This window comes from Streptomyces fagopyri, assembly GCF_009498275.1.
Classification (GTDB): domain Bacteria; phylum Actinomycetota; class Actinomycetes; order Streptomycetales; family Streptomycetaceae; genus Streptomyces; species Streptomyces fagopyri.
On record NZ_CP045643.1, the window covers coordinates 1,661,417 to 1,678,188 of the forward strand.

The 16,772-nt window shown below is 73.1% G+C and carries 16 protein-coding genes and 1 pseudogene; 6 read left to right on the plus strand and 11 right to left on the minus strand.

The genetic code is table 11. From position 1 onward, the window contains the following. Positions 1–132: 132 nt before the first annotated feature. The 4 genes and pseudogenes from GFH48_RS07075 to GFH48_RS07090 form a co-directional block, all read right to left on the minus strand. On the minus strand, positions 133–606 hold the full coding sequence (locus GFH48_RS07075; RefSeq protein ID WP_153287436.1) for a nitrile hydratase accessory protein: 474 nt from the start codon (positions 604–606) through the stop codon (positions 133–135). Beyond that, positions 603–1,204: pseudogene (nthA, locus tag GFH48_RS07080) on the minus strand (nitrile hydratase subunit alpha). Before nthA ends, GFH48_RS07075 begins: the two are co-directional and overlap by 4 nt. Before the next feature lie 119 nt (positions 1,205–1,323). Next, entirely contained in the window at positions 1,324–1,749 is a 426-nt protein-coding gene (locus tag GFH48_RS07085) for an ATP-binding protein (RefSeq protein WP_153287437.1), read from the minus strand. 240 nt (positions 1,750–1,989) lie between these two features. Then, on the minus strand, positions 1,990–2,955 hold the full coding sequence (locus tag GFH48_RS07090) for a pirin family protein (protein WP_153287438.1): 966 nt from the start codon (positions 2,953–2,955) through the stop codon (positions 1,990–1,992). 205 nt (positions 2,956–3,160) lie between these two features. Here GFH48_RS07090 and GFH48_RS07095 point away from each other — a divergent pair, with 205 nt between their 5' ends. From GFH48_RS07095 to GFH48_RS07105, 3 genes are all read left to right on the plus strand, one after another. Further along, a complete protein-coding gene (locus GFH48_RS07095; RefSeq protein ID WP_153287439.1) occupies positions 3,161–3,625 on the plus strand; it encodes a MarR family winged helix-turn-helix transcriptional regulator in 465 nt (154 codons plus the stop codon). Between the two features lie 107 nt (positions 3,626–3,732). After that, positions 3,733–4,185, plus strand: coding sequence for a MarR family winged helix-turn-helix transcriptional regulator (locus tag GFH48_RS07100; protein ID WP_153287440.1), 453 nt, complete (start codon positions 3,733–3,735; stop codon positions 4,183–4,185). 150 nt (positions 4,186–4,335) lie between these two features. Then, complete coding sequence (locus tag GFH48_RS07105; protein WP_153287441.1) at positions 4,336–4,683, plus strand: tetratricopeptide repeat protein; 348 nt, start codon at positions 4,336–4,338, stop codon at positions 4,681–4,683. A 336-nt stretch (positions 4,684–5,019) separates the two neighbouring features. Here GFH48_RS07105 and GFH48_RS07110 read toward each other — a convergent pair whose 3' ends face one another. From GFH48_RS07110 to GFH48_RS07130, 5 genes are all read right to left on the minus strand, one after another. After that, on the minus strand, positions 5,020–6,039 hold the full coding sequence (locus GFH48_RS07110) for a CNNM domain-containing protein (RefSeq protein WP_153287442.1): 1,020 nt from the start codon (positions 6,037–6,039) through the stop codon (positions 5,020–5,022). Then, positions 6,036–7,370 carry a hemolysin family protein gene (locus GFH48_RS07115; protein WP_153287443.1) on the minus strand — a complete coding sequence of 445 codons (1,335 nt, stop codon included), beginning with the start codon at positions 7,368–7,370 and terminating at the stop codon, positions 6,036–6,038. Before GFH48_RS07115 ends, GFH48_RS07110 begins: the two co-directional genes overlap by 4 nt. A gap of 368 nt (positions 7,371–7,738) precedes the next feature. Next, positions 7,739–8,716 carry a M56 family metallopeptidase gene (locus tag GFH48_RS07120; RefSeq protein ID WP_153287444.1) on the minus strand — a complete coding sequence of 326 codons (978 nt, stop codon included), beginning with the start codon at positions 8,714–8,716 and terminating at the stop codon, positions 7,739–7,741. Positions 8,717–8,722: 6 nt separating this feature from the next. Beyond that, on the minus strand, positions 8,723–9,151 hold the full coding sequence (locus tag GFH48_RS07125) for a BlaI/MecI/CopY family transcriptional regulator (protein WP_153287445.1): 429 nt from the start codon (positions 9,149–9,151) through the stop codon (positions 8,723–8,725). 36 nt (positions 9,152–9,187) lie between these two features. Then, positions 9,188–10,579 carry a PepSY-associated TM helix domain-containing protein gene (locus GFH48_RS07130; protein ID WP_153287446.1) on the minus strand — a complete coding sequence of 464 codons (1,392 nt, stop codon included), beginning with the start codon at positions 10,577–10,579 and terminating at the stop codon, positions 9,188–9,190. A gap of 202 nt (positions 10,580–10,781) precedes the next feature. On the opposite strand from GFH48_RS07130, the gene GFH48_RS07135 reads away from it, so the two are divergent. Both GFH48_RS07135 and GFH48_RS07140 read left to right on the plus strand, forming a co-directional pair. Continuing rightward, complete coding sequence (locus GFH48_RS07135) at positions 10,782–11,435, plus strand: peptide deformylase (RefSeq protein ID WP_153287447.1); 654 nt, start codon at positions 10,782–10,784, stop codon at positions 11,433–11,435. 271 nt (positions 11,436–11,706) lie between these two features. Continuing rightward, positions 11,707–13,410, plus strand: a complete 1,704-nt coding sequence (locus tag GFH48_RS07140) for an ABC-F family ATP-binding cassette domain-containing protein (RefSeq protein WP_153287448.1) — start codon at positions 11,707–11,709, stop codon at positions 13,408–13,410. On the opposite strand, the gene GFH48_RS07145 is transcribed toward GFH48_RS07140, so the two are convergent. Next, entirely contained in the window at positions 13,325–14,758 is a 1,434-nt protein-coding gene (locus GFH48_RS07145; protein ID WP_153287449.1) for a dihydrolipoyl dehydrogenase family protein, read from the minus strand. The two genes, GFH48_RS07140 and GFH48_RS07145, sit on opposite strands and share 86 nt — an antisense overlap. A gap of 128 nt (positions 14,759–14,886) precedes the next feature. On the opposite strand from GFH48_RS07145, the gene trxA reads away from it, so the two are divergent. After that, entirely contained in the window at positions 14,887–15,273 is a 387-nt protein-coding gene (gene trxA, locus GFH48_RS07150) for a thioredoxin (RefSeq protein ID WP_153287450.1), read from the plus strand. Between the two features lie 60 nt (positions 15,274–15,333). Here the strand turns inward: trxA and GFH48_RS07155 are convergent, their stop codons facing one another. After that, a complete protein-coding gene (locus GFH48_RS07155; RefSeq protein ID WP_153287451.1) occupies positions 15,334–16,770 on the minus strand; it encodes an aldehyde dehydrogenase family protein in 1,437 nt (478 codons plus the stop codon). Positions 16,771–16,772: the final 2 nt, after the last annotated feature.

Here is a 16,772-nt window from a genome sequence, read left to right on the forward strand (position 1 = left end):
CGATCATGGAGGCACATGAAACCTCAGGTGCCCATGAACAGGTCGTTGCGCGCTAAATTAAATCGGCTCAACGCAGTATGCGAGGCGACACGGTGGTCCTCATGGGCAGGCCGGGACACCCTAAGGAAATTTCTAGGCCCGGTCCTTCGCCTCGTCCACGGGCAGGTGGTGCCCGGCCCGGCCGGCGAAGCGGTCGCCGTTCCGGTCAGGTCCGGCCCCCGCGCCCGGCTCCCCCTCCGTCTCCCAAGAGGTGGCTGGACGGTCCTGATCGCGACGGTGGTCGTGGCCCTCGGGGCGTCGCGCCAGGGCCGCGACGCGTACGGTGACCTCGTCGGCGGACACGGCGCGCAGGTCGACGAGCACGTCCTCCAGAGCCTCCAGCCAGAGGAGGTGGTAGTCGTAGCGTTCCTCGCCCGTCGACGCGTCCTCCCAGGCGGCGATCCGGGCGATCAGCGCGGCCCGGAACCGCGGCCAGGTGAACGCGCCCGCTTCGTACAGGCTGACGGCCATGCCGAAGGCGCGGCTCTCCCACGGCTCGCCGAACACCAACTCGCCGCTGGAGCGGGGCGGTGCGCCCGGGCCCTCGACGCCCAGCGGCGCGCTCACGGGCCGTCGACCTTCGCCACGCCCACCATCGCGTCCCTCGTCACCAGCGGCACGAGTTCCTCCTCGGACAAGCGCTCGGTGCCGGGCGGGCGTTGGGGCAGTACCAGCCAGCGCACCTCGCTCGTGGAATCACGTACGGTGATCCGCACGTCGTCGGGGAGGTCGAGTCCCATCTCGGCAAGCACCGTACGCGGCTCCCGGACGATCCTCGCGCGGTACGCGGGGTCTTTGTACCGGCTCGGCGGCAGGCCGAGCACCGGCCACGGGTAGCACGAACACAGCGTGCAGACCACCACGTTGTAGGTGGTCGCGGTGTTCTCCACGACGACGATGTGCTCTCCCTGCTGCCCCGAGAAGCCCAGTTCCCCGGAGTAGCGGCGGTGCCGTCGTCGAGCAGCCGCCGCCGCTACTCCGGGTCGGTCCACGCCTTCGCGACGACCTTGGCCCCGTTGAGCGGGCTCACGCCGGCCTCGTAGGTGGTGATGATGCCGTCCATCATCTTCGGGTCGATCAGGCCCCGTTCGGTGAGGAGTTGTTCGAGCGCCCAGGAAGTCCGGATCGGCCGGAGGCCGGACCGGGAGTGTCCGGCGGGCCGCACACGCCGTGGGACCGCCGCCCTTCTGGATGCCCGTGACGACGGCGTGCGCGACCGGGGCCGCGAGGGGATGAGTACGCCTCACCGCATTCCGCCGTCCGACGCGGGAGCGCCCGCGCCCGTCACGGGTTGCCGGGGGCGTTCTCCCGGTGGGCGGCGGCCGGGCGGAAGCACGCGGTCACGGTCTTGCCGTGCCGCTGGCACTTCATGCTCCAGTCGTCCGCCAGGGTGCTCACTATGCCCATTCCCCGTCCGGACGTCGCACCGGCCTCCGGGTCGCGGGGGCGGGGCAGGGTGGGGTCCTCGTCGTGGACGCTCACATGCAGGCAGTCACCGTCCCAGGTGAGGACGAGGTGGGCGTCGCTGCGGGCGTGGACGTGGGCGTTGGTGAGCAGTTCGGACACGCAGAGGACGACCGCGTCCGCCGTGTCGGGCTCTTCGGCGGACCATGGCAGGGACCTGAGATGGTCGCGTGTCCACTGCCGTCCGGTCCGCACGCCTCCCGACACCGCGAACGAGTGCGCCCAGCCCATGGCCTTGACTGCCACTGTGCCTTCACTCCCCTTGCCGTTGGCCGCTCAGATCCGTACAGGAGCCGGGTACCCCGGGCCCGTGCGGACAGGCGCCCCGATCACGCGGGCCGGCCGTCCTCGACGACGACACGACGGCACCCCCGACACCGGCCTCGGCTGTCGTCGGCCGCTACCGCGACACCGTGCGCGCGATGCCGGGGCGAGCGGGGTGGCCGGAAGGACTCCGAGCCCACACGTTCCGGTTGTCCACGCGGGTCAGCGCACTCGCCCTCGGGGCTTCAGCGGCCCCGGCGGCAGTTCGGGAGCGGCCAGCGGACCACCGTCGTAGCCCTTCACCTCGCCGAACCTCGACCCGGACATCCAGTCCGAACGTGCTTGTGCGATGTCCTCGCCGGACCGCCCGATGAAGTTCCACCACATGATCAGCTCCTCCTCGAACGGCTCGCCGCCGAGGAGCATGAGGGACGCGTCCGACGCGGCGCGCAGGGGCAGTTCGGTGCGACCGCAGCCGAGGTAGAGCATCGAGCCCGGCAGCACCGGTACGCCGTCGACGTGGGCCTCGCCCGACATGGACAGCACGGCGTACTCGAAGTCGGGCTCCAGCGGCAGGCGTACGTCGGCGCCGCTCGTCAGGGCCAGGTCGGCACCGACGATGGGGCTGTACGTCGTGCCGGGCGAGGTCGTGCCGTCGACGGTGCCCAGGATGAGCGTGGCCTTGACGCCGGGTGCCGTGACGAGGGGCAGCTCGGCGTGGTGCTCGAAGTGCGGGTCCGTGTGCCGGTGGCTGTCCGGGAGGGCGACCCACAGCTGCGCTCCATGCAGGAAGCGGGCGTGCGACTCGGGGCTCTCCTCGGAGTGGCTGATGGCGCGGCCGGAGGTCATGAGGCCCAGTTCCCGCGGGCGGATCGTCTGCAGGCTGCCCGTGGAGTCGCGGTGCAGCACCTCGCCCTCGTGCAGCCAGCTGACGGTCTGCAGTCCCATGTGCGGGTGCGGCGGGACCTGCATGCCCGGCTCGTCGGCGATGTCGTCGGGACCGTAGTGATCGACGAAGCACCACGCGCCGATCATGCGGCGGCCAAGGTTGGGCAGCAGGCGCCTGACTTCGGTGGACTCGCCGAGCTTGACCCGGCGGGGACTGAGGAGTTCACGCACCGGCTCGGCCACCACGAACCCGCGGCCACCGCACAGGGCGGGAACTGCGTCGCGATCAAGATTGCTCATGGCGCACAACCTAGCCCCGTCGAGGACCGTCCGTCAGGTCATCGTCCCCCCGGCGGGACGGGGGCGTGGCTCAGAACCGACGCGGGCGCCCGGACGGTCCCGGGACCACGGGCGGAGCGGACTACGGGCGGAGCGGACTACGGCGTCGGTCCGATCTCCCCGAAAACAGTAGCCATGTACATAGTAGCCATGTACGGTTTTCTGCATGAGTTCGGAATTCGAGCACGCGACCCCCGGTTTCCTCGTCTGGCGCCTGTCGATGAAGTGGCGGGTGGCCGTCGACCGGGCGGTCGCGCCGCTGGGTCTGACCCACGCCCAGTACTCGCTGGTCGCGTCGCTGTACGGGATGCACCACGCCGGGCTGCGGCCGAGCCAGCGGCAGCTCGCCGACCACACCGGACTCGAACCGCTCTACGTCTCGAAACTGGCCCGCGCCCTGGAGATGGCCGGCATCGTCGACCGCACGCGCGATCCGGCCGATCCCCGGGCCGTCCGGCTGTCGCTCACACAGGACGGGCAGGCGGTCGCCCGCCGCGCGATCGGGGTGGTCCACGGGCTGCTCGATCAGCTGCTCGATCCCCTGGGTGGGCTCGACGGCGAGCGCACGCGCGCGTTCAGCGGCGAGCTGGCGGCCCTGCTCGGCGTATCGCTCGGCCCCCGCGCCGATTGATCCGCCGGCTCCGACGCCGGCCCGACGGGTTCCCGCCACACGCCTTCCGATCAGGCACCCACCGCCCAGAGACATTCCGATCAGCAACGTTCTGACGAGGAGTAGTCATGACCGTCACCACTCCCCCGGTCAACGGGCAGGTCATAGGCCTGGCCCACTACGCGAGCCGCGCGGTTCTGGAGACCGTGCTGGCCCGCACCGGGACCACCTTCAACCAGTCAGTGGCCCTGCGCGCCGTCTCGGACGCGGGTGGAACCGTCACGCGTGCCCAGCTCGTGGCCCGCTTGACGGAGGCACTGAAGATCGAGGAAGCGGCGGCCCGCGGGACCGTCGACGAGATGACGGCTCTCGGACTGCTGGCCGAGCCCGCCGCCGGTCAGGTGGCGCTGACCGAGCACGGCGGCGAGCTGTTCGAGCGCATCCGCACCAAGGGGAGCGAGATCGCGGCCAGGCTCTACGCCGGCATCCCGGCCGAGGATCTGGCGACCGCGGGCCGGGTGCTGACCCTCGTCACGGAACGGGCCGACGCCGAGCTCGCGGAAGCGCAGCGCGGGCGTTAGGCCACCGGGTCCGGGTCCGGCTCCGGCTCCGGCTCCGGCTCCGGCTCCGGCGGGGACACGGGTATCGGACGCACGGAGGACCTCCCCCCACCCGCATTCGTGGAATATTCAACCAATCCGCTCCGTTGAGGCGCTCGAAGGAGGTCAGCAGTGGACATGGAGTACTACGACCACGGGACGGCCGCGGAGCGCTGGGAGCGGGCGCGGATGTTCTTCGACGCCAGGGACTACGCCGGGGCGGCGCGGGTCCTGGCCGGGCTGGTGGAGGAGGTGCCGGAGCAGGTCGGTCCCCGGCTGCTGCTGGCACGTGCGTACTACCACTCCGCCCAACTGCGCCGCGCCGAGACGGAGTTGCGCACGCTCGTGGAAATCGACCCGGTGGAGCACTACGCCCGGCTGATGCTGGGACGCACGCTCCAGCGCCAGGGGCGCCAGGACGAGGCCGAGTCGCATCTGCGGATCGCCTCGGCCCTCGCGGGCGACTTCGAGCAGGTCTGATCACCGGCTGGGTGAACCCGGCGCCGGGGGCCCCTCTCCGCGCGGAGCACCTGGCCACGGGACGCTCCCGGAGTTGCTCGCGGGAGCGGCCCTCCGGCTGCCGGGGGAAAAGGCCGGTGCCTCAGCACGCGGGCCGGACACGGTGGTGTCCGGCCCGCGTGGTGATGTCCGGGCCCACGTCGTGGTGTCCGGGCCCACGTCGTGGTGTCCGGCCTCCGCGCCACGGGCTACCGGTCCCGTCACGGCACTCGGCGCCGGGGAGCCCCGGCCCTCGTCGCACCACCGCGGTCACAGTCACCCTCGCGCCACCCGGTCGATCCGTCACGGCCACACCCGTCACACCGCCCTCGGCTCCATCAACCGCCCCAGCACGTCGTCCAGACTGACCAGGCCGGTCAGGGTGCCCGACGCGTCGCGTACGACCGCGAGTGAGGCGCGTCGCAGACGGAGCTGTTCGACGGCGTGGGCGACCGTGTCGTGCGGAGCCAGTTCCGGTACGGGGCGGGCCAGTTCGCGGGCTGTCGCGGCGCGGCCCCGGGCGCGGGCGACCAAGGCGTCGCGGGCATGCACCGAGCCCAGGACGGTGTCGCCGTCCCGGACGAGCAGCCGGGTGCGGTCGCTGTCCGTCGCGACGGCGAGCACCGCGTCGACGGAGGCGTCCGCGGGCACCGAGGCGATGCGGTCGGCCGGCGTCTGGAACTCGCCGACCGGCTGCTGCGGTTCGGTCAGGGACCGGGTGAGCAGTACGGAGTCCTTCCTGCTGATCAGGCCGATCCGCTCCGACTCCTGGACGAGCTGGGTGAGTTGCTCGCGGTTGTGGACCGAGGTCAGTTCGTCGCGCGGGGTGACCCCGCAGAGCCGCACCAGCGCGTTGCTCATCCTGTTGAGCACCACGATCAGCGGGCGGACCATCCGGATCACCGCCCGGAAGGGCGGTGCGAGCAGCATCGCGGAGCGCTCGGGGTGCGCGATGGCCCAGGACTTGGGGGCCATCTCACCCAGCACCATGTGCAGGAAGACCACCACGAACATCGCGAGCGCGAAGGACACGCCGTAGCTCACCCCGGCGGGCAGGCCCAACCGGTGCAGCATCGGGTCCAGTTCGTGTGAGATCGCGGGCTTGGAGACCGAGCCCAGGCCCAGGGTGCACACGGTGATGCCGAGTTGGGCGCCCGCGAGCATCAACGACAGTTCACGCGTACCCGCGAGCGCCGCCGCGGCCCCGCGCCGTCCGGCCGCCGCGGCCTGTTCCAGCCGGTGGCGCCTGGCGGCGACCAGCGCGAATTCGGCGGCCACGAAGAACCCGCTGCCGATCAGCAGCAGGACGGTGACCAAGAGAGCCGTCCCGATGGTCATGCCCGCTCCTTCTCACGGTCCGTGACCGGCAGTCGCTCCAGGCGCACCCGCTCCGGAACATGCCGGTCGAGGGCCTGTACGTCGACCGAGACGCGGCGCCCGTCGGACAGCTCGACCGTCACCCGGTCCCCCACCGCCGGAAAGCGGCCCAGCCGGTCCACGACGAGGCCCGCCACGGTGTCGTAGTCGTCCTCCTCGGGCAGGTCGAGGCCGGTGGCCTCGGCCACCTCGTCCAGCCGCCGGCCCGCGTCCACGAGCCAGCCCGCGCCGTCGGCGACCGCGATCTCCCTGACGGTGTCCGTCTCGTCCGCGATGTCTCCGACGAGCTCCTCGGCGATGTCCTCGTAGGTGACGACGCCCGCCACACCGCCGTGTTCGTCGAGGACGACGGCGAACTCGTCGTCGTGCGCGCGCATCTGCGTCACCGCGTCCGGCAACGGCAGTGTGTCCGGGAGCAGCAGCGGTCGCCTGCCGAGCGCGCCCGCCGTCGTCCGCGCGAGCCGGCCGGCCGGCAGCCGCATCAGTTCACGTACGCCGATGACCGCGGTGATGTCGTCCGGGTGGTCGCCCAGGACGGGGTGGTTCGAGTGTCCGTGCTCGGCGACCAGGAGGACGGCCTCCGCGGCTGTCGCGTCCCCGCGGACGAAGACGACGTCGGCGCGCGGCACCATGACCTCGTCGAGGATGCGGTCGGAGAACTCCAGCGTGCGGTCGAGGAGGTCCGCGGTCTCCCGGGGCAGTCGTCCGTGCTCGTGGGACTCACCGATGAGATGACCGAGCTCTTCGAGGGTCGCGCCGTGGCGCAGTTCCTCCACGGGCTCGACGCCGACCTTGCGCAGCAGTCCGCCGGCCGCGCCGTCGAAGAGGCGTACGACCGGGCCGACGATCCTGAGATAGGTGAGCGTCGAGTTCGCCAGGGACTTCGCGAGGCGCTCCGGGACGGCCAGGGCGAGGTTCTTGGGTGCCAGTTCGCCGAGCACCATCTGCAGCACGGTCGCCAGGACGAAGGCGAGGACGACCGAGATGCCGGTGACCGCGGCGTCCGGGAGGCCGGAACCCCGCAGGAGGGGCGTGAGCAGGGCCGATACGGACGGCTCGGCGAGGAAGCCCACGACCAGGCCGGTCACGGTGATGCCGAGCTGGGCGCCCGAGAGCATGAACGACAGCCGCTCCAGCACCTTCAGGGCGCGGGTGGCCCGCTCGTCGCCCGCCGCCGCCTCCCGTGCCAGCGCCAGGCGGTCGGCGGCCACGTACGCGAATTCCTGGGCGACGAAATAGCCGGTGCCGGCGGTCAGGACGAGGACGGCCAGGAGGCCCGGTACGGCACTCATCGAACACCACCCCGCCGTGTGCCGCGATCAGGAGAGATCGGGCGGGATGGTCCGGGACTGTGCCCCGGGGGGTCCGTCGGTCTGGCGGACACGGAAGCGCTCCTTCGCGTCGGGTGTGTGTCCTGGAGAACGATTCCGTTCGCGGACGGGTTCCCTGACCACCGCATTGTTTCTACACGGATGTAGGAGCCGGCACGGCGTGCCCGAGGGCTGTCCCGTAGTCCCCGGCGGGCGCACGACGACGGCTGCGGCACCTCGCCGTGTCGTCGGGGTCGCCCGGACAGACCCGGCACGAGGACGCCCCTCCGCCTCGCGACGCACCGCTTCCGACGCCGCGCGCCGATCCACCGGGGATCACGGGACAACCGTCAGAGAGGCGTGGCCGCGTACAGGATCAGGAACATGGTCACCGCCGAGTTCGCGGAGGACATCGCGGAGACCAGCGTGCCGACCGCGGCGCCCCAGGCGGCCAGCCCCACCGAGGTGAACACCGACGGCCAGCTGCGGGCCACGGGCGCGGGACCCAGCAGGGCGGCGACCCTGCGCGGCACGGGACCCGCGGACGGAAACCCCGGGGACCGCGGGAACGCCGCGAACCCCGGAAATCCCGAGGTGCCGACGGAAGCGGGCGTCGCGTCCGCGCCGGACAGCAGGGCGGCCTTGCCGATCGCCCGCGCCACCACCGTGCGGCTTCCCACCGACCGTGCCGCGTCCTCGTCCGCCCAGCGCTCCGTGGTGTAGGTGACGGCCGTACGCAGCGGGCCCAGGAAGGGGTTGGCGCGTGCCGCGAGTCGTACGGCGAGCAGATACCGGTGGTGGCGGGCGGTCAGGTGGGCCCGCTCGTGCGCGAAGAGGGCGCGGCGCTCGGGCGGGACCAGGCCCCGCAGCAGGCCGGTGGTGACCACGACCCGGTCACGAGGTCTGCCGGGCAGGGCGTAGGCGTAGGGCTTCTCCTCGGGGAGCACGACCACCGACGGGGCGGGCAGTCCGGTGAGGGCCCGGCGGGCGCCGCGGGCGATCCGGTGGTGCCGCCACAGGGTCCGCGCGCAGACCGCGAGGACGAGCACCAGGGCCGGGATCGCCGCCTTGCCCGCGATCTCGTCGTACGGCACGGCCGCGCGCACCTCGGGGTCCGACCAGCCGTCCGGCAGCGGGTTGCCGGGCAGTTGCGCGGTTCCGACGACCATCAGCAGGGCCAGGCAGAGCGTGCTGCACACGGCCATGACGGTGGCGAAGGCCGTCAGCAGGCGGGTGGCCGTGCGCGGGTGCAGATGCAGTTCGGCGAGGCGTGCGACCGGCCAGGCGCTGAGCGGCAGGACCAGCGGCAGAAAGACGAAGACCCCCATGAGACGTCAGTCTTCCGTATCGCCGGCCACTCCTGCCGCGTCGGTCGCGTGCGCCGACTCCAGGAGCGTGCGCAGCACCTGTTCGTCGTCCGGCGGCAGCGCGGTGACGAAGCTGGCGAGGACCGCCTCCCGGTCGCTCTCGCCGTCGAGGAGCCGGCGCATCTTGAGCGCGGCGAGACTCGCGACGTCGGCGGTGGGGCGCCACACGAAGGAGCGGCCCCGCCGTTCACGGGCCACCGCGTCCTTGGCGAGCAGCCGGGTCAGGATGGTGACGACGGTCGTGTAGGCGAGGTCGCCGCCGAGGCTCTCCTGCACCCAGGCGGCGGTCACCGGGGCGTCCGCCTCGCGCAGCGCGCCGAGGACCTGGCCCTCCAGTTCGCCCTGCCCGCGACGTCTGGAAGGCCGGTCCGGGACCTCGCGGTTGCGCTGCGCCATGTCCGTCTCCCTCCGGCGTTCGCGTCCACGATCACGCTACCTGGCCACGGGCGTGCCCCGGCCCCGCCGGTGGGCGATCTCGCCGAGCAGGACGTCGACGGCGACGAACGCCACGAGCGGGATGCCGAGCAGGGGGACGAAGTAGCCGAGGACGGCGACGGCCGCCATCAGCGGGACGAGGACCGTGGGCGGCACCTGCTGCCAGGCACCGCGCGGGACGGGCCGGCCGAACGCGGAGGCGCGACCGCGCTGCCACCACATGCGGTAGCCCCACACGATCAGCAGGATCAGGCAGAGCGCGAGCGCCATCAGGGCGATCTGGTTGGCGAGGCCGAAGAGGACACCGGTGTGGGCGTCGATGCCCCAGCGGGTCAGCTTGGCGAGCACCGGGTGGTCGGCGAACCGCAGTACGTCGGTGACCTCGCCGGTGGCCGGGTCCACCGCGACCGCGTCCTGCTTCTCGGGCCAGCTCCGCTGGATCTGCCGCACCACGTACGCGGAGGCGGCGTCGGCGGGCGGGACGATCTCGACGGGGTCTCCGAGGCCCTCGGAACGGGCGGCCCGCAGGATCCCGTCGACGTCGCCGGGGCCGGCCTGGGCGCCTCCTGCGGACTCCGTGCCGCCGTGGCCCGCGTGCTCGCCGCCGACCGCCGCCGACACGGAGGGCGTCGACTGCCCGAGGGAGGTCCTCAGTTCATCGATGTTCGCGCCGGCGTACGTCGACCAGGTCAGTCCGGTCGCGGAGAGGAAGAAGAACCCGGCGGCCGCCCAGACGCCGACCGTGCCGTGCAGGCCCAGCGTGCGGCGGCGTCCTGTCGTGCCCCGTGTCCTGCGCCGGGCGCGCCTGCGTCCGAACCACAGCACGAGGCCGCCGCCCGAGATCACCCACAGCCAACTGGCCGCGAGTTCGCTGTACAGACGTCCGGTCTCGCCGAGTTGGAGGTTGGCGTGGAGCCCGTCGATCCAGGTGCGCAGTGGGAGCGCGCCGGTGGACCCGTACTGTTCGAGGGCTCCGCGCACCTCGGCGGTGTACGGGTCGACGAACACCGCGAGGGTGTGGTCCGGGTCGACGCCCGGCACGCCGGAGAGCAGCACCCTCGTCGTCGCGTCCGCCGCGGGCGAGGGACGTACGGCGGAGACCGTGCCCCGAGGGTGGGCCTTGCGGGCGGCCGCCACCTGTTCGGAGAGCGGCAGTTCGCGGTCTCCGACCGGGACGGTCAGCTCGTGCGCGTACACGATCTTCTCGGCCTGGAACGAGGCGGCGTAGAGCAGGCCGGTCACGGCGGCGACCAGGAGGAACGGGGCGACGAGCACTCCGGCGTAGAAGTGCAGGCGCAGTATCAGGGGGCGCAGGGGGGCTTTTCGGGAGGAGGTCGGGGCGACGGGGCGCGGGGTGTCGTCCGTCGTGATCGTGGGAGCGGTGGGCATCGGTGGGTATCTCCGGTGGGCCTGGGGACGGACTCGGGCCGTGGGCCGGGGAGTTGGGCTTCCGGCCGGCGGTGGTCCAGAAGTCGGGACCGGAGGGCGTCGAGTTCCCGGCCGGTGATGTGGTGTGGGTCACAGAGCCGGATCGGTGGGGTGCGGGGGGCGCCGACTCGCACGTGGCGCGTCCTCTTGGCATGCTGGCGCGATGGCATCCGAACGTGACCGCGCCGCCCGCCCGCTGAACGACCTGGTCGGTGAACTGCTCGACCGGGAAGGCCCGTTGCCCATCGTCGCGGCGGGGAACCCGGTGCTGCGCCGCCCCGCCGAACGGTTCGACGGTCAGCTGGATCCGGGGCTGCTGAGCCGATTCGTCGCCGCGCTGCGCGCGACCATGCACGCGGCGCCGGGGGTCGGCCTCGCGGCGCCCCAGGTCGGCGTGCCGCTGCGGCTCGCGGTCATCGAGGATCCGGCGCCGGTGTCCGAGGAAGTACGGGTGGTGCGCGGACGGGTGCCGCAGCCGTTCCGGGTGCTGGTGAATCCGGAGTACGAGGGGGTCGGCGCGGGCCGGGCGGCGTTCTTCGAGGGGTGTCTGAGCGTGCCGGGCTGGCAGGCCGTGGTGGCCCGGCACGCCGAGGTGCGGCTGACCGCGCTGGACGAGCTGGGCCGTACGGTCGACGAGGTGTTCACGGGCTGGCCCGCGCGGATCGTGCAGCACGAGACGGACCATCTGGACGGTGTGCTGTACCTCGACCGCGCGGAGGTGCGCTCGCTCTCCTCGAACCAGGCGATGGCCGAACGCTGGACCCAGCCGACCCCGGCCGAGGCGGCGGCGGCGCTGGGCTTCGCGCTGCCGGACTGAGGCGCCGGGGTGCGCCGTCACGGGCTGCGGTCCGCGGGGGCCGAGGTCCACGGGGGTCCGCTCCTGAGCCCGTCTCCCGTCGGGCCGCCGCTCGGGTCCACCCCCCCCGACGCCGGTCGAAACTCCCTCCCCCGCCCGGAAATTCAAAGGCGCCGGCCCGAACGCCCCGGCTAGCCTGACCACATGTCCACGCCCCGGATCTGTTAGCTCAAGGACCCGCTTCCACGCCACAGGTGTGTCCTTCTGCCGATTGATTCCCGGAGTGTTTCCCATGATCACCGTGCGCGGTGTCGACGTGCGTGTCGGCGCACGACTGCTGCTGTCCGACCTCTCCTTCCACGTCTCCCCCGGCGACCGCATCGGCCTGGTCGGCCGCAACGGCGCGGGCAAGACCACCCTTCTGAACACCCTCGCGGGACGGGTACGCCCCGAGGCCGGGTCCGTCGCGGTCACCGGGCGACCCCGTCACCTCGCCCAGGACCCCCGGGCGGCCGACCCCGAGGTCACGGTCACCGACCGGATCCTGTCGGCGCGCGGCCTGGACCGTGCCGTCCGCGCCCTGCGCACGGCGGAGGCCGCGATGGCCGACGGGACCGAGCGCGCGATGGACGCCTGTGCGCGCGCCGAGGCGGAGTTCCAGGCGCGCGGAGGCTACGCGGCCGAGGCGGAGGCGGCCCGGGTCGCCGCGGGCCTCGGGCTGCCGACCCGGGTGCTGGACCAGCCGCTCGGCGTCCTGTCCGGTGGGCAGCGCCGCCGGGCCGAGCTGGCCCGCGTCCTCTTCGCGGACCACGGCACACTGCTCCTGGACGAGCCGACGAACCACCTGGACGCGGACTCGGTCGGCTGGCTGCGCTCCTTCCTGGCGAACCAGCGGGAAGGTCTCGTCCTGATCAGTCACGACACCTCGCTGCTGGCCGCCGTCGTCAACCGCGTCTTCCACCTGGACCCGCACCGGGCCACGCTCGACGTCCACAACACGGGCTGGCACACCTACCTGGCCCAGCGGGATTCCGAGGAGCGGCGCCGGGCGCGGGAGCGGGCCGGCGCCGAGCGCAAGGCCGCGGCGCTGAACGCCCAGGCGGACCGGATGCGCGCGAACGTCGCGACGGCGGTGGCGGCGAAGAACATGGCCCGGCGCGCCGACCGCCTGCTGGCCGAGCTCGCACCGGTCCGGCGACGGGACAAGGTCGCCCGGATCCGGCTGCCCGAACCCGCCCCCTGCGGGCGGACGCCGCTCGGTGCGGTCGCCCTCACGAAGTCGTACGGCGGCCACCGCGTCCTGGACGGCGTCGACCTGGCCGTCGACCGGGGCAGCCGGCTGGTGGTCCTCGGCCCCAACGGCGCGGGCAAGACGACCCTGCTGCGGCTGCTCGCCGGGCGGGAGACCCCGGACGGCGGCCGCGTGGTCCGCGGTCACGGGCTGCGGATCGGCTACTTCGCGCAGGAGCACGACACGCTCGGCCCCGCGGACACGGTCCGCGGTCATCTGGCCGCGGCCGCCCCGCACCTCACCGACGGGCAGGTGCGGAGCGTGCTCGGCGCGTTCCTGTTCACCGGTGACGACGCGGACAAACGCGTCGGCGTCCTGTCCGGCGGCGAGAAGACCCGGCTCGCCCTGGCGGGGCTGGTCCACTCCGGCGCCAACGTCCTGCTGCTCGACGAGCCCACCAACAACCTGGACCCGGCCTCCCGCGCCGAGGTGCTGGCGGCGGTGGACACCTGTCCGGGCGCGATCGTCATGGTCACCCACGACGAGGGCGCGCTGCGGGCCCTGCGCCCGGACCGGGTGCTGCTCCCGGACGGGGACGAGGACCTGTGGAGCGAGGAGTACCTGGAACTGAGCCGGTGGCCCCGGCGTGACGCGGGGGCCACCGGCGTGGCGGCCCCGGTCACGCGTCCCGGTACGCCTCCAGCAGCCGCAGCCACACCTCGCTCACCGTCGGGTAGGAGGGCACGGCGTGCCACAGGCGGCTGACCGGGACCTCGCCGGCGACCGCGACCGTCGCCGAGTGGATGAGTTCGCCCACACCGGGTCCGACGAGGGTGAGGCCGACCACGATCTCGCGGTCGGTGTCGACGACCATGCGGGCCTTGCCGCGGTAGCCGTCGGCGTACAGACCCGCGCCCGCCACGGAGGACATGTCGACGTCGACGGCGCGGACCGGCAGGCCCGCGCTCTCGGCCTCGGCGAGGGAGAGGCCCACGGCCGCGGCCTCCGGGTCGGTGAAGACGACCTGGGGGACGGCCGCGTGGTCGGCGGTCGCGGCGTGCGCGCCCCAGGGGTCGGTCTCCAGGAGCGGCACTCCGGCGGCGCGGGCGGCGATGGCGGCACCCGCGATCCGCGCCTGGTACTTGCCCTGGTGGGTGAGGAGCGCGCGGTGGTTGACGTCGCCGACGGCGTACAGCCACTCGCTGCCGGTCACCCGCAGACTGTCGTCGACGTCGAGCCACGAGCCCGGTTCCAGGCCCACCGTGTCGAGGCCGATGTCCTCGGTGTGGGGCACCCGGCCGGTGGCGAAGAGGATCTCGTCCGCCTCGATACGGTCGCCGGTGTCCGTCAGGGCAACCACCGTCGACCCCTCGCGCGTCACCCCGGTCACCGAGGTGCCGGTACGGACGTCGGCGCCCGACTCCTTGAGCGCGTCGGCGACCAGCTCACCGGCGAACGGTTCCATCCTGGGCAGCAGCGCGTGGCCGCGGACCAGGACGGTGACCCGGGAACCGAGCGCCTGCCAGGCCGTGGCCATCTCGACGGCGACCACACCGCCGCCGACCACGATGAGCCGGTCCGGGACCTCGTGGGCGCTGGTGGCCTCACGGCTGGTCCAGGGCTTGACCTCGGCGAGTCCGGGCAGGTGCGGCAGCAGCGCGCGGGTGCCGGTACACACGGCGACCGCGTGCCGCGCGGTGAGGAACCGCACCGCACCGTCCGGGCCCTCGACGCTCACCCGGCGCGGCCCGGCGAGACGCCCGTGCCCGCGGTAGAGATCGGCCGCGATGCCGTTCAGCCAGTCGACCTGTCCGTCGTCCTTCCAGTTGGAGGTGTAGTAGTCGCGGTGGGCGAGCACCGCGGCGGCGTCGAGCGGCCCCTGCACGGCCGCGCTCAGGCCGGGCACGCGGCGGGCGTCCGCGCGGGCGATGGCCGGGCGCAGGAGGGCCTTGCTGGGCATGCAGGCCCAGTACGAGCACTCGCCTCCGACCAGCTCGTTCTCCACGATCGCGGTGGAGAGGCCGGCCGCACGGGCGCGGTCGGCGACGTTCTCCCCCACGGGACCGGCGCCGAGCACCACTACGTCGTAGGCGATGGATTCCGTTTCCGTCATGGGCACAGTCTGGTTGTTGGTGTGCGCCGTGGCCACACGGGTACGCGCGCGGAATACGCCGCCGGGGGGCGGTGTTGTGCACACCGGCTTCACCCCGAGGCCCGAGAGCAGGAAGAGGTAGTCACGCCATGAGCAGGACGACGGAGCTGACCAAGGAGAACTTCGACCAGACGGTCACGGACAACGAGTTCGTCCTGATCGACTTCTGGGCCTCGTGGTGCGGGCCGTGCCGCCAGTTCGCCCCGGTCTACGAGAAGGCCGCCGAGGCCAACCCCGACCTGGTCTTCGCCAAGGTGGACACCGAGGCCCAGCCGGAGCTGGCAGCGGCCTTCGAGATCCAGTCGATCCCGACGCTGATGATCGTCCGCGACCAGGTCGCGATCTTCTCCCAGCCCGGCGCGCTGCCCGAGGCCGCCCTGGAGGACGTCATCGGACAGGCCCGGAAGCTGGACATGGACGAGGTCCGCAAGTCGATCGCGGAGCAGCAGGCGCAGCAGGCGCAGCAGGGCGAGTGACCTCGGGGAACCAACCGCGGGCCCCGGCCGGTGCCGTTCCGGCCGGGGCCCGCGTGCGGGTCAGAACGGGTACGGTGCCACGTCGCCCCGTACGGTCGTCCAGCGCACCTCGGTGAAGGCCTCCAGGTTGGCCTCGCCGCCGAAGCGCGCGCCGGTGCCGGAGGCGCCCGTGCCGCCGAACGGGGCGACCGCCTCGTCGTTGACCGTCTGGTCGTTGATGTGGGCGATCCCGGTCGGGATGCGTTCGGCCAGGTCCAGGCCGCGCGCGGTGTCCCGGGTGACGATGCCCAGCGAGAGGCCGTACGGGCCGGCCGAGGCGAGGGCCACGGCCTCGTCGGCGTCCGCGAAGGACCGTACCGGCGCGACCGGGCCGAAGACCTCCTCGGCGTACGCGGGCGTGGTGTCGTCGACTCCGGCGAGCACGGTCGGCCGGTAGAACAGCCTCTCGTGCGTGCCGCCCGCCGCCAGCTTCGCCCCGCGCGCCGTGCTGGCCTCCACCAGCCCCTGGATCTTGGCGAGTTGGGCGCTGTCGATGACCGGCCCGAGATGCACCCGCTCGCGGTGGGGGTCGCCCACGGCGAGCGAGTCGGCCTTGGCGGCGAGCCGTTCGACGTACTCCTCGTACAGGGAGGCGTGGACGAGGTGCCGGCCTGTGGTCATACAGATCTGGCCCTGGTGGAAGAACGAGCCCCAGGCCGCCGTCGAGATGACCGCGTCGATGTCGGCGTCCTCCAGCACGACGAGGGCCGAGTTGCCGCCCAGTTCCAGATGTGCGCGCTTGAGGAGCCGGCCGGCCGCCTCACCCACCGCCCGTCCGGCGGCCGTCGAGCCGGTGAACGAGATCACCGGGACCAGCGGGTCGGCCACCAGTGCCCGGCCCGTCCCGGCGCCGCCGGGCAGGACGTGCAGCAGTCCTTCGGGCAGGCCCGCCTCGGCGAGGACGGCCGCGAGCGCGAGGCCTCCGCAGACCGCGGTGCGCGGGTCGGGCTTCAGCACCACCGCGTTGCCGAGCGCGAGCGCCGGCGCCACCGAACGGATGGAGAGGATGAGCGGGGCGTTGAAGGGGGCGATCACGCCCACGACGCCGACCGGGACCCGCCGGGTGTACGACAGGCGCGGCGCCTCCGAGGGCAGGATCTGGCCCGTGGGGCGGGAGGCGAGGGCGGCGGCCTCGTAGCACTCCTGGGCCGCGACGTGCAGCTCGAAGTCGGCCTTGCCGGGAATGGATCCGGACTCCCGCACGATCCACTCGCGCAGTTCGTCCGCGTGCGTGGCGAACAGGTCGCCGGCCCTGCGCAGGACCGCGGCGCGGACGAAGTGCGGTGTGCCGGCCCACGCGGCCTGGGCCGCGTGGGCCTCCCGCGCGGCCGTCGTGACGTCCTCGGCGGCGGCGAGGGTGACGGTGGCGAGCTTCTCACCGGTGGCGGGCTCGGTGACGGCGTGCTCACCGCCCGCCAGAGTGCGGGACTGCCAGGTCCTGGGGTCGAGCAGCGGCATGT

What these genes read in the sequence shown, in the direction of transcription:
- GFH48_RS07090 (WP_153287438.1), bottom strand. Translation starts at nt 2,955, where the DNA reads ATGAGCAATCTTGATCGCGACGCAGTTCCCGCCCTGTGCGGTGGCCGC.
- GFH48_RS07095 (WP_153287439.1), top strand. Translation starts at nt 3,161, where the DNA reads ATGAGTTCGGAATTCGAGCACGCGACCCCCGGTTTCCTCGTCTGGCGC.
- GFH48_RS07100 (WP_153287440.1), top strand. Translation starts at nt 3,733, where the DNA reads ATGACCGTCACCACTCCCCCGGTCAACGGGCAGGTCATAGGCCTGGCC.
- GFH48_RS07110 (WP_153287442.1), bottom strand. Translation starts at nt 6,039, where the DNA reads ATGACCATCGGGACGGCTCTCTTGGTCACCGTCCTGCTGCTGATCGGC.
- GFH48_RS07115 (WP_153287443.1), bottom strand. Translation starts at nt 7,370, where the DNA reads ATGAGTGCCGTACCGGGCCTCCTGGCCGTCCTCGTCCTGACCGCCGGC.
- GFH48_RS07120 (WP_153287444.1), bottom strand. Translation starts at nt 8,716, where the DNA reads ATGGGGGTCTTCGTCTTTCTGCCGCTGGTCCTGCCGCTCAGCGCCTGG.
- GFH48_RS07125 (WP_153287445.1), bottom strand. Translation starts at nt 9,151, where the DNA reads ATGGCGCAGCGCAACCGCGAGGTCCCGGACCGGCCTTCCAGACGTCGC.
- GFH48_RS07130 (WP_153287446.1), bottom strand. Translation starts at nt 10,579, where the DNA reads ATGCCCACCGCTCCCACGATCACGACGGACGACACCCCGCGCCCCGTC.
- GFH48_RS07135 (WP_153287447.1), top strand. Translation starts at nt 10,782, where the DNA reads ATGGCATCCGAACGTGACCGCGCCGCCCGCCCGCTGAACGACCTGGTC.
- GFH48_RS07140 (WP_153287448.1), top strand. Translation starts at nt 11,707, where the DNA reads ATGATCACCGTGCGCGGTGTCGACGTGCGTGTCGGCGCACGACTGCTG.
- GFH48_RS07145 (WP_153287449.1), bottom strand. Translation starts at nt 14,758, where the DNA reads ATGACGGAAACGGAATCCATCGCCTACGACGTAGTGGTGCTCGGCGCC.
- trxA (WP_153287450.1), top strand. Translation starts at nt 14,887, where the DNA reads ATGAGCAGGACGACGGAGCTGACCAAGGAGAACTTCGACCAGACGGTC.
- GFH48_RS07155 (WP_153287451.1), bottom strand. Translation starts at nt 16,770, where the DNA reads ATGCCGCTGCTCGACCCCAGGACCTGGCAGTCCCGCACTCTGGCGGGC.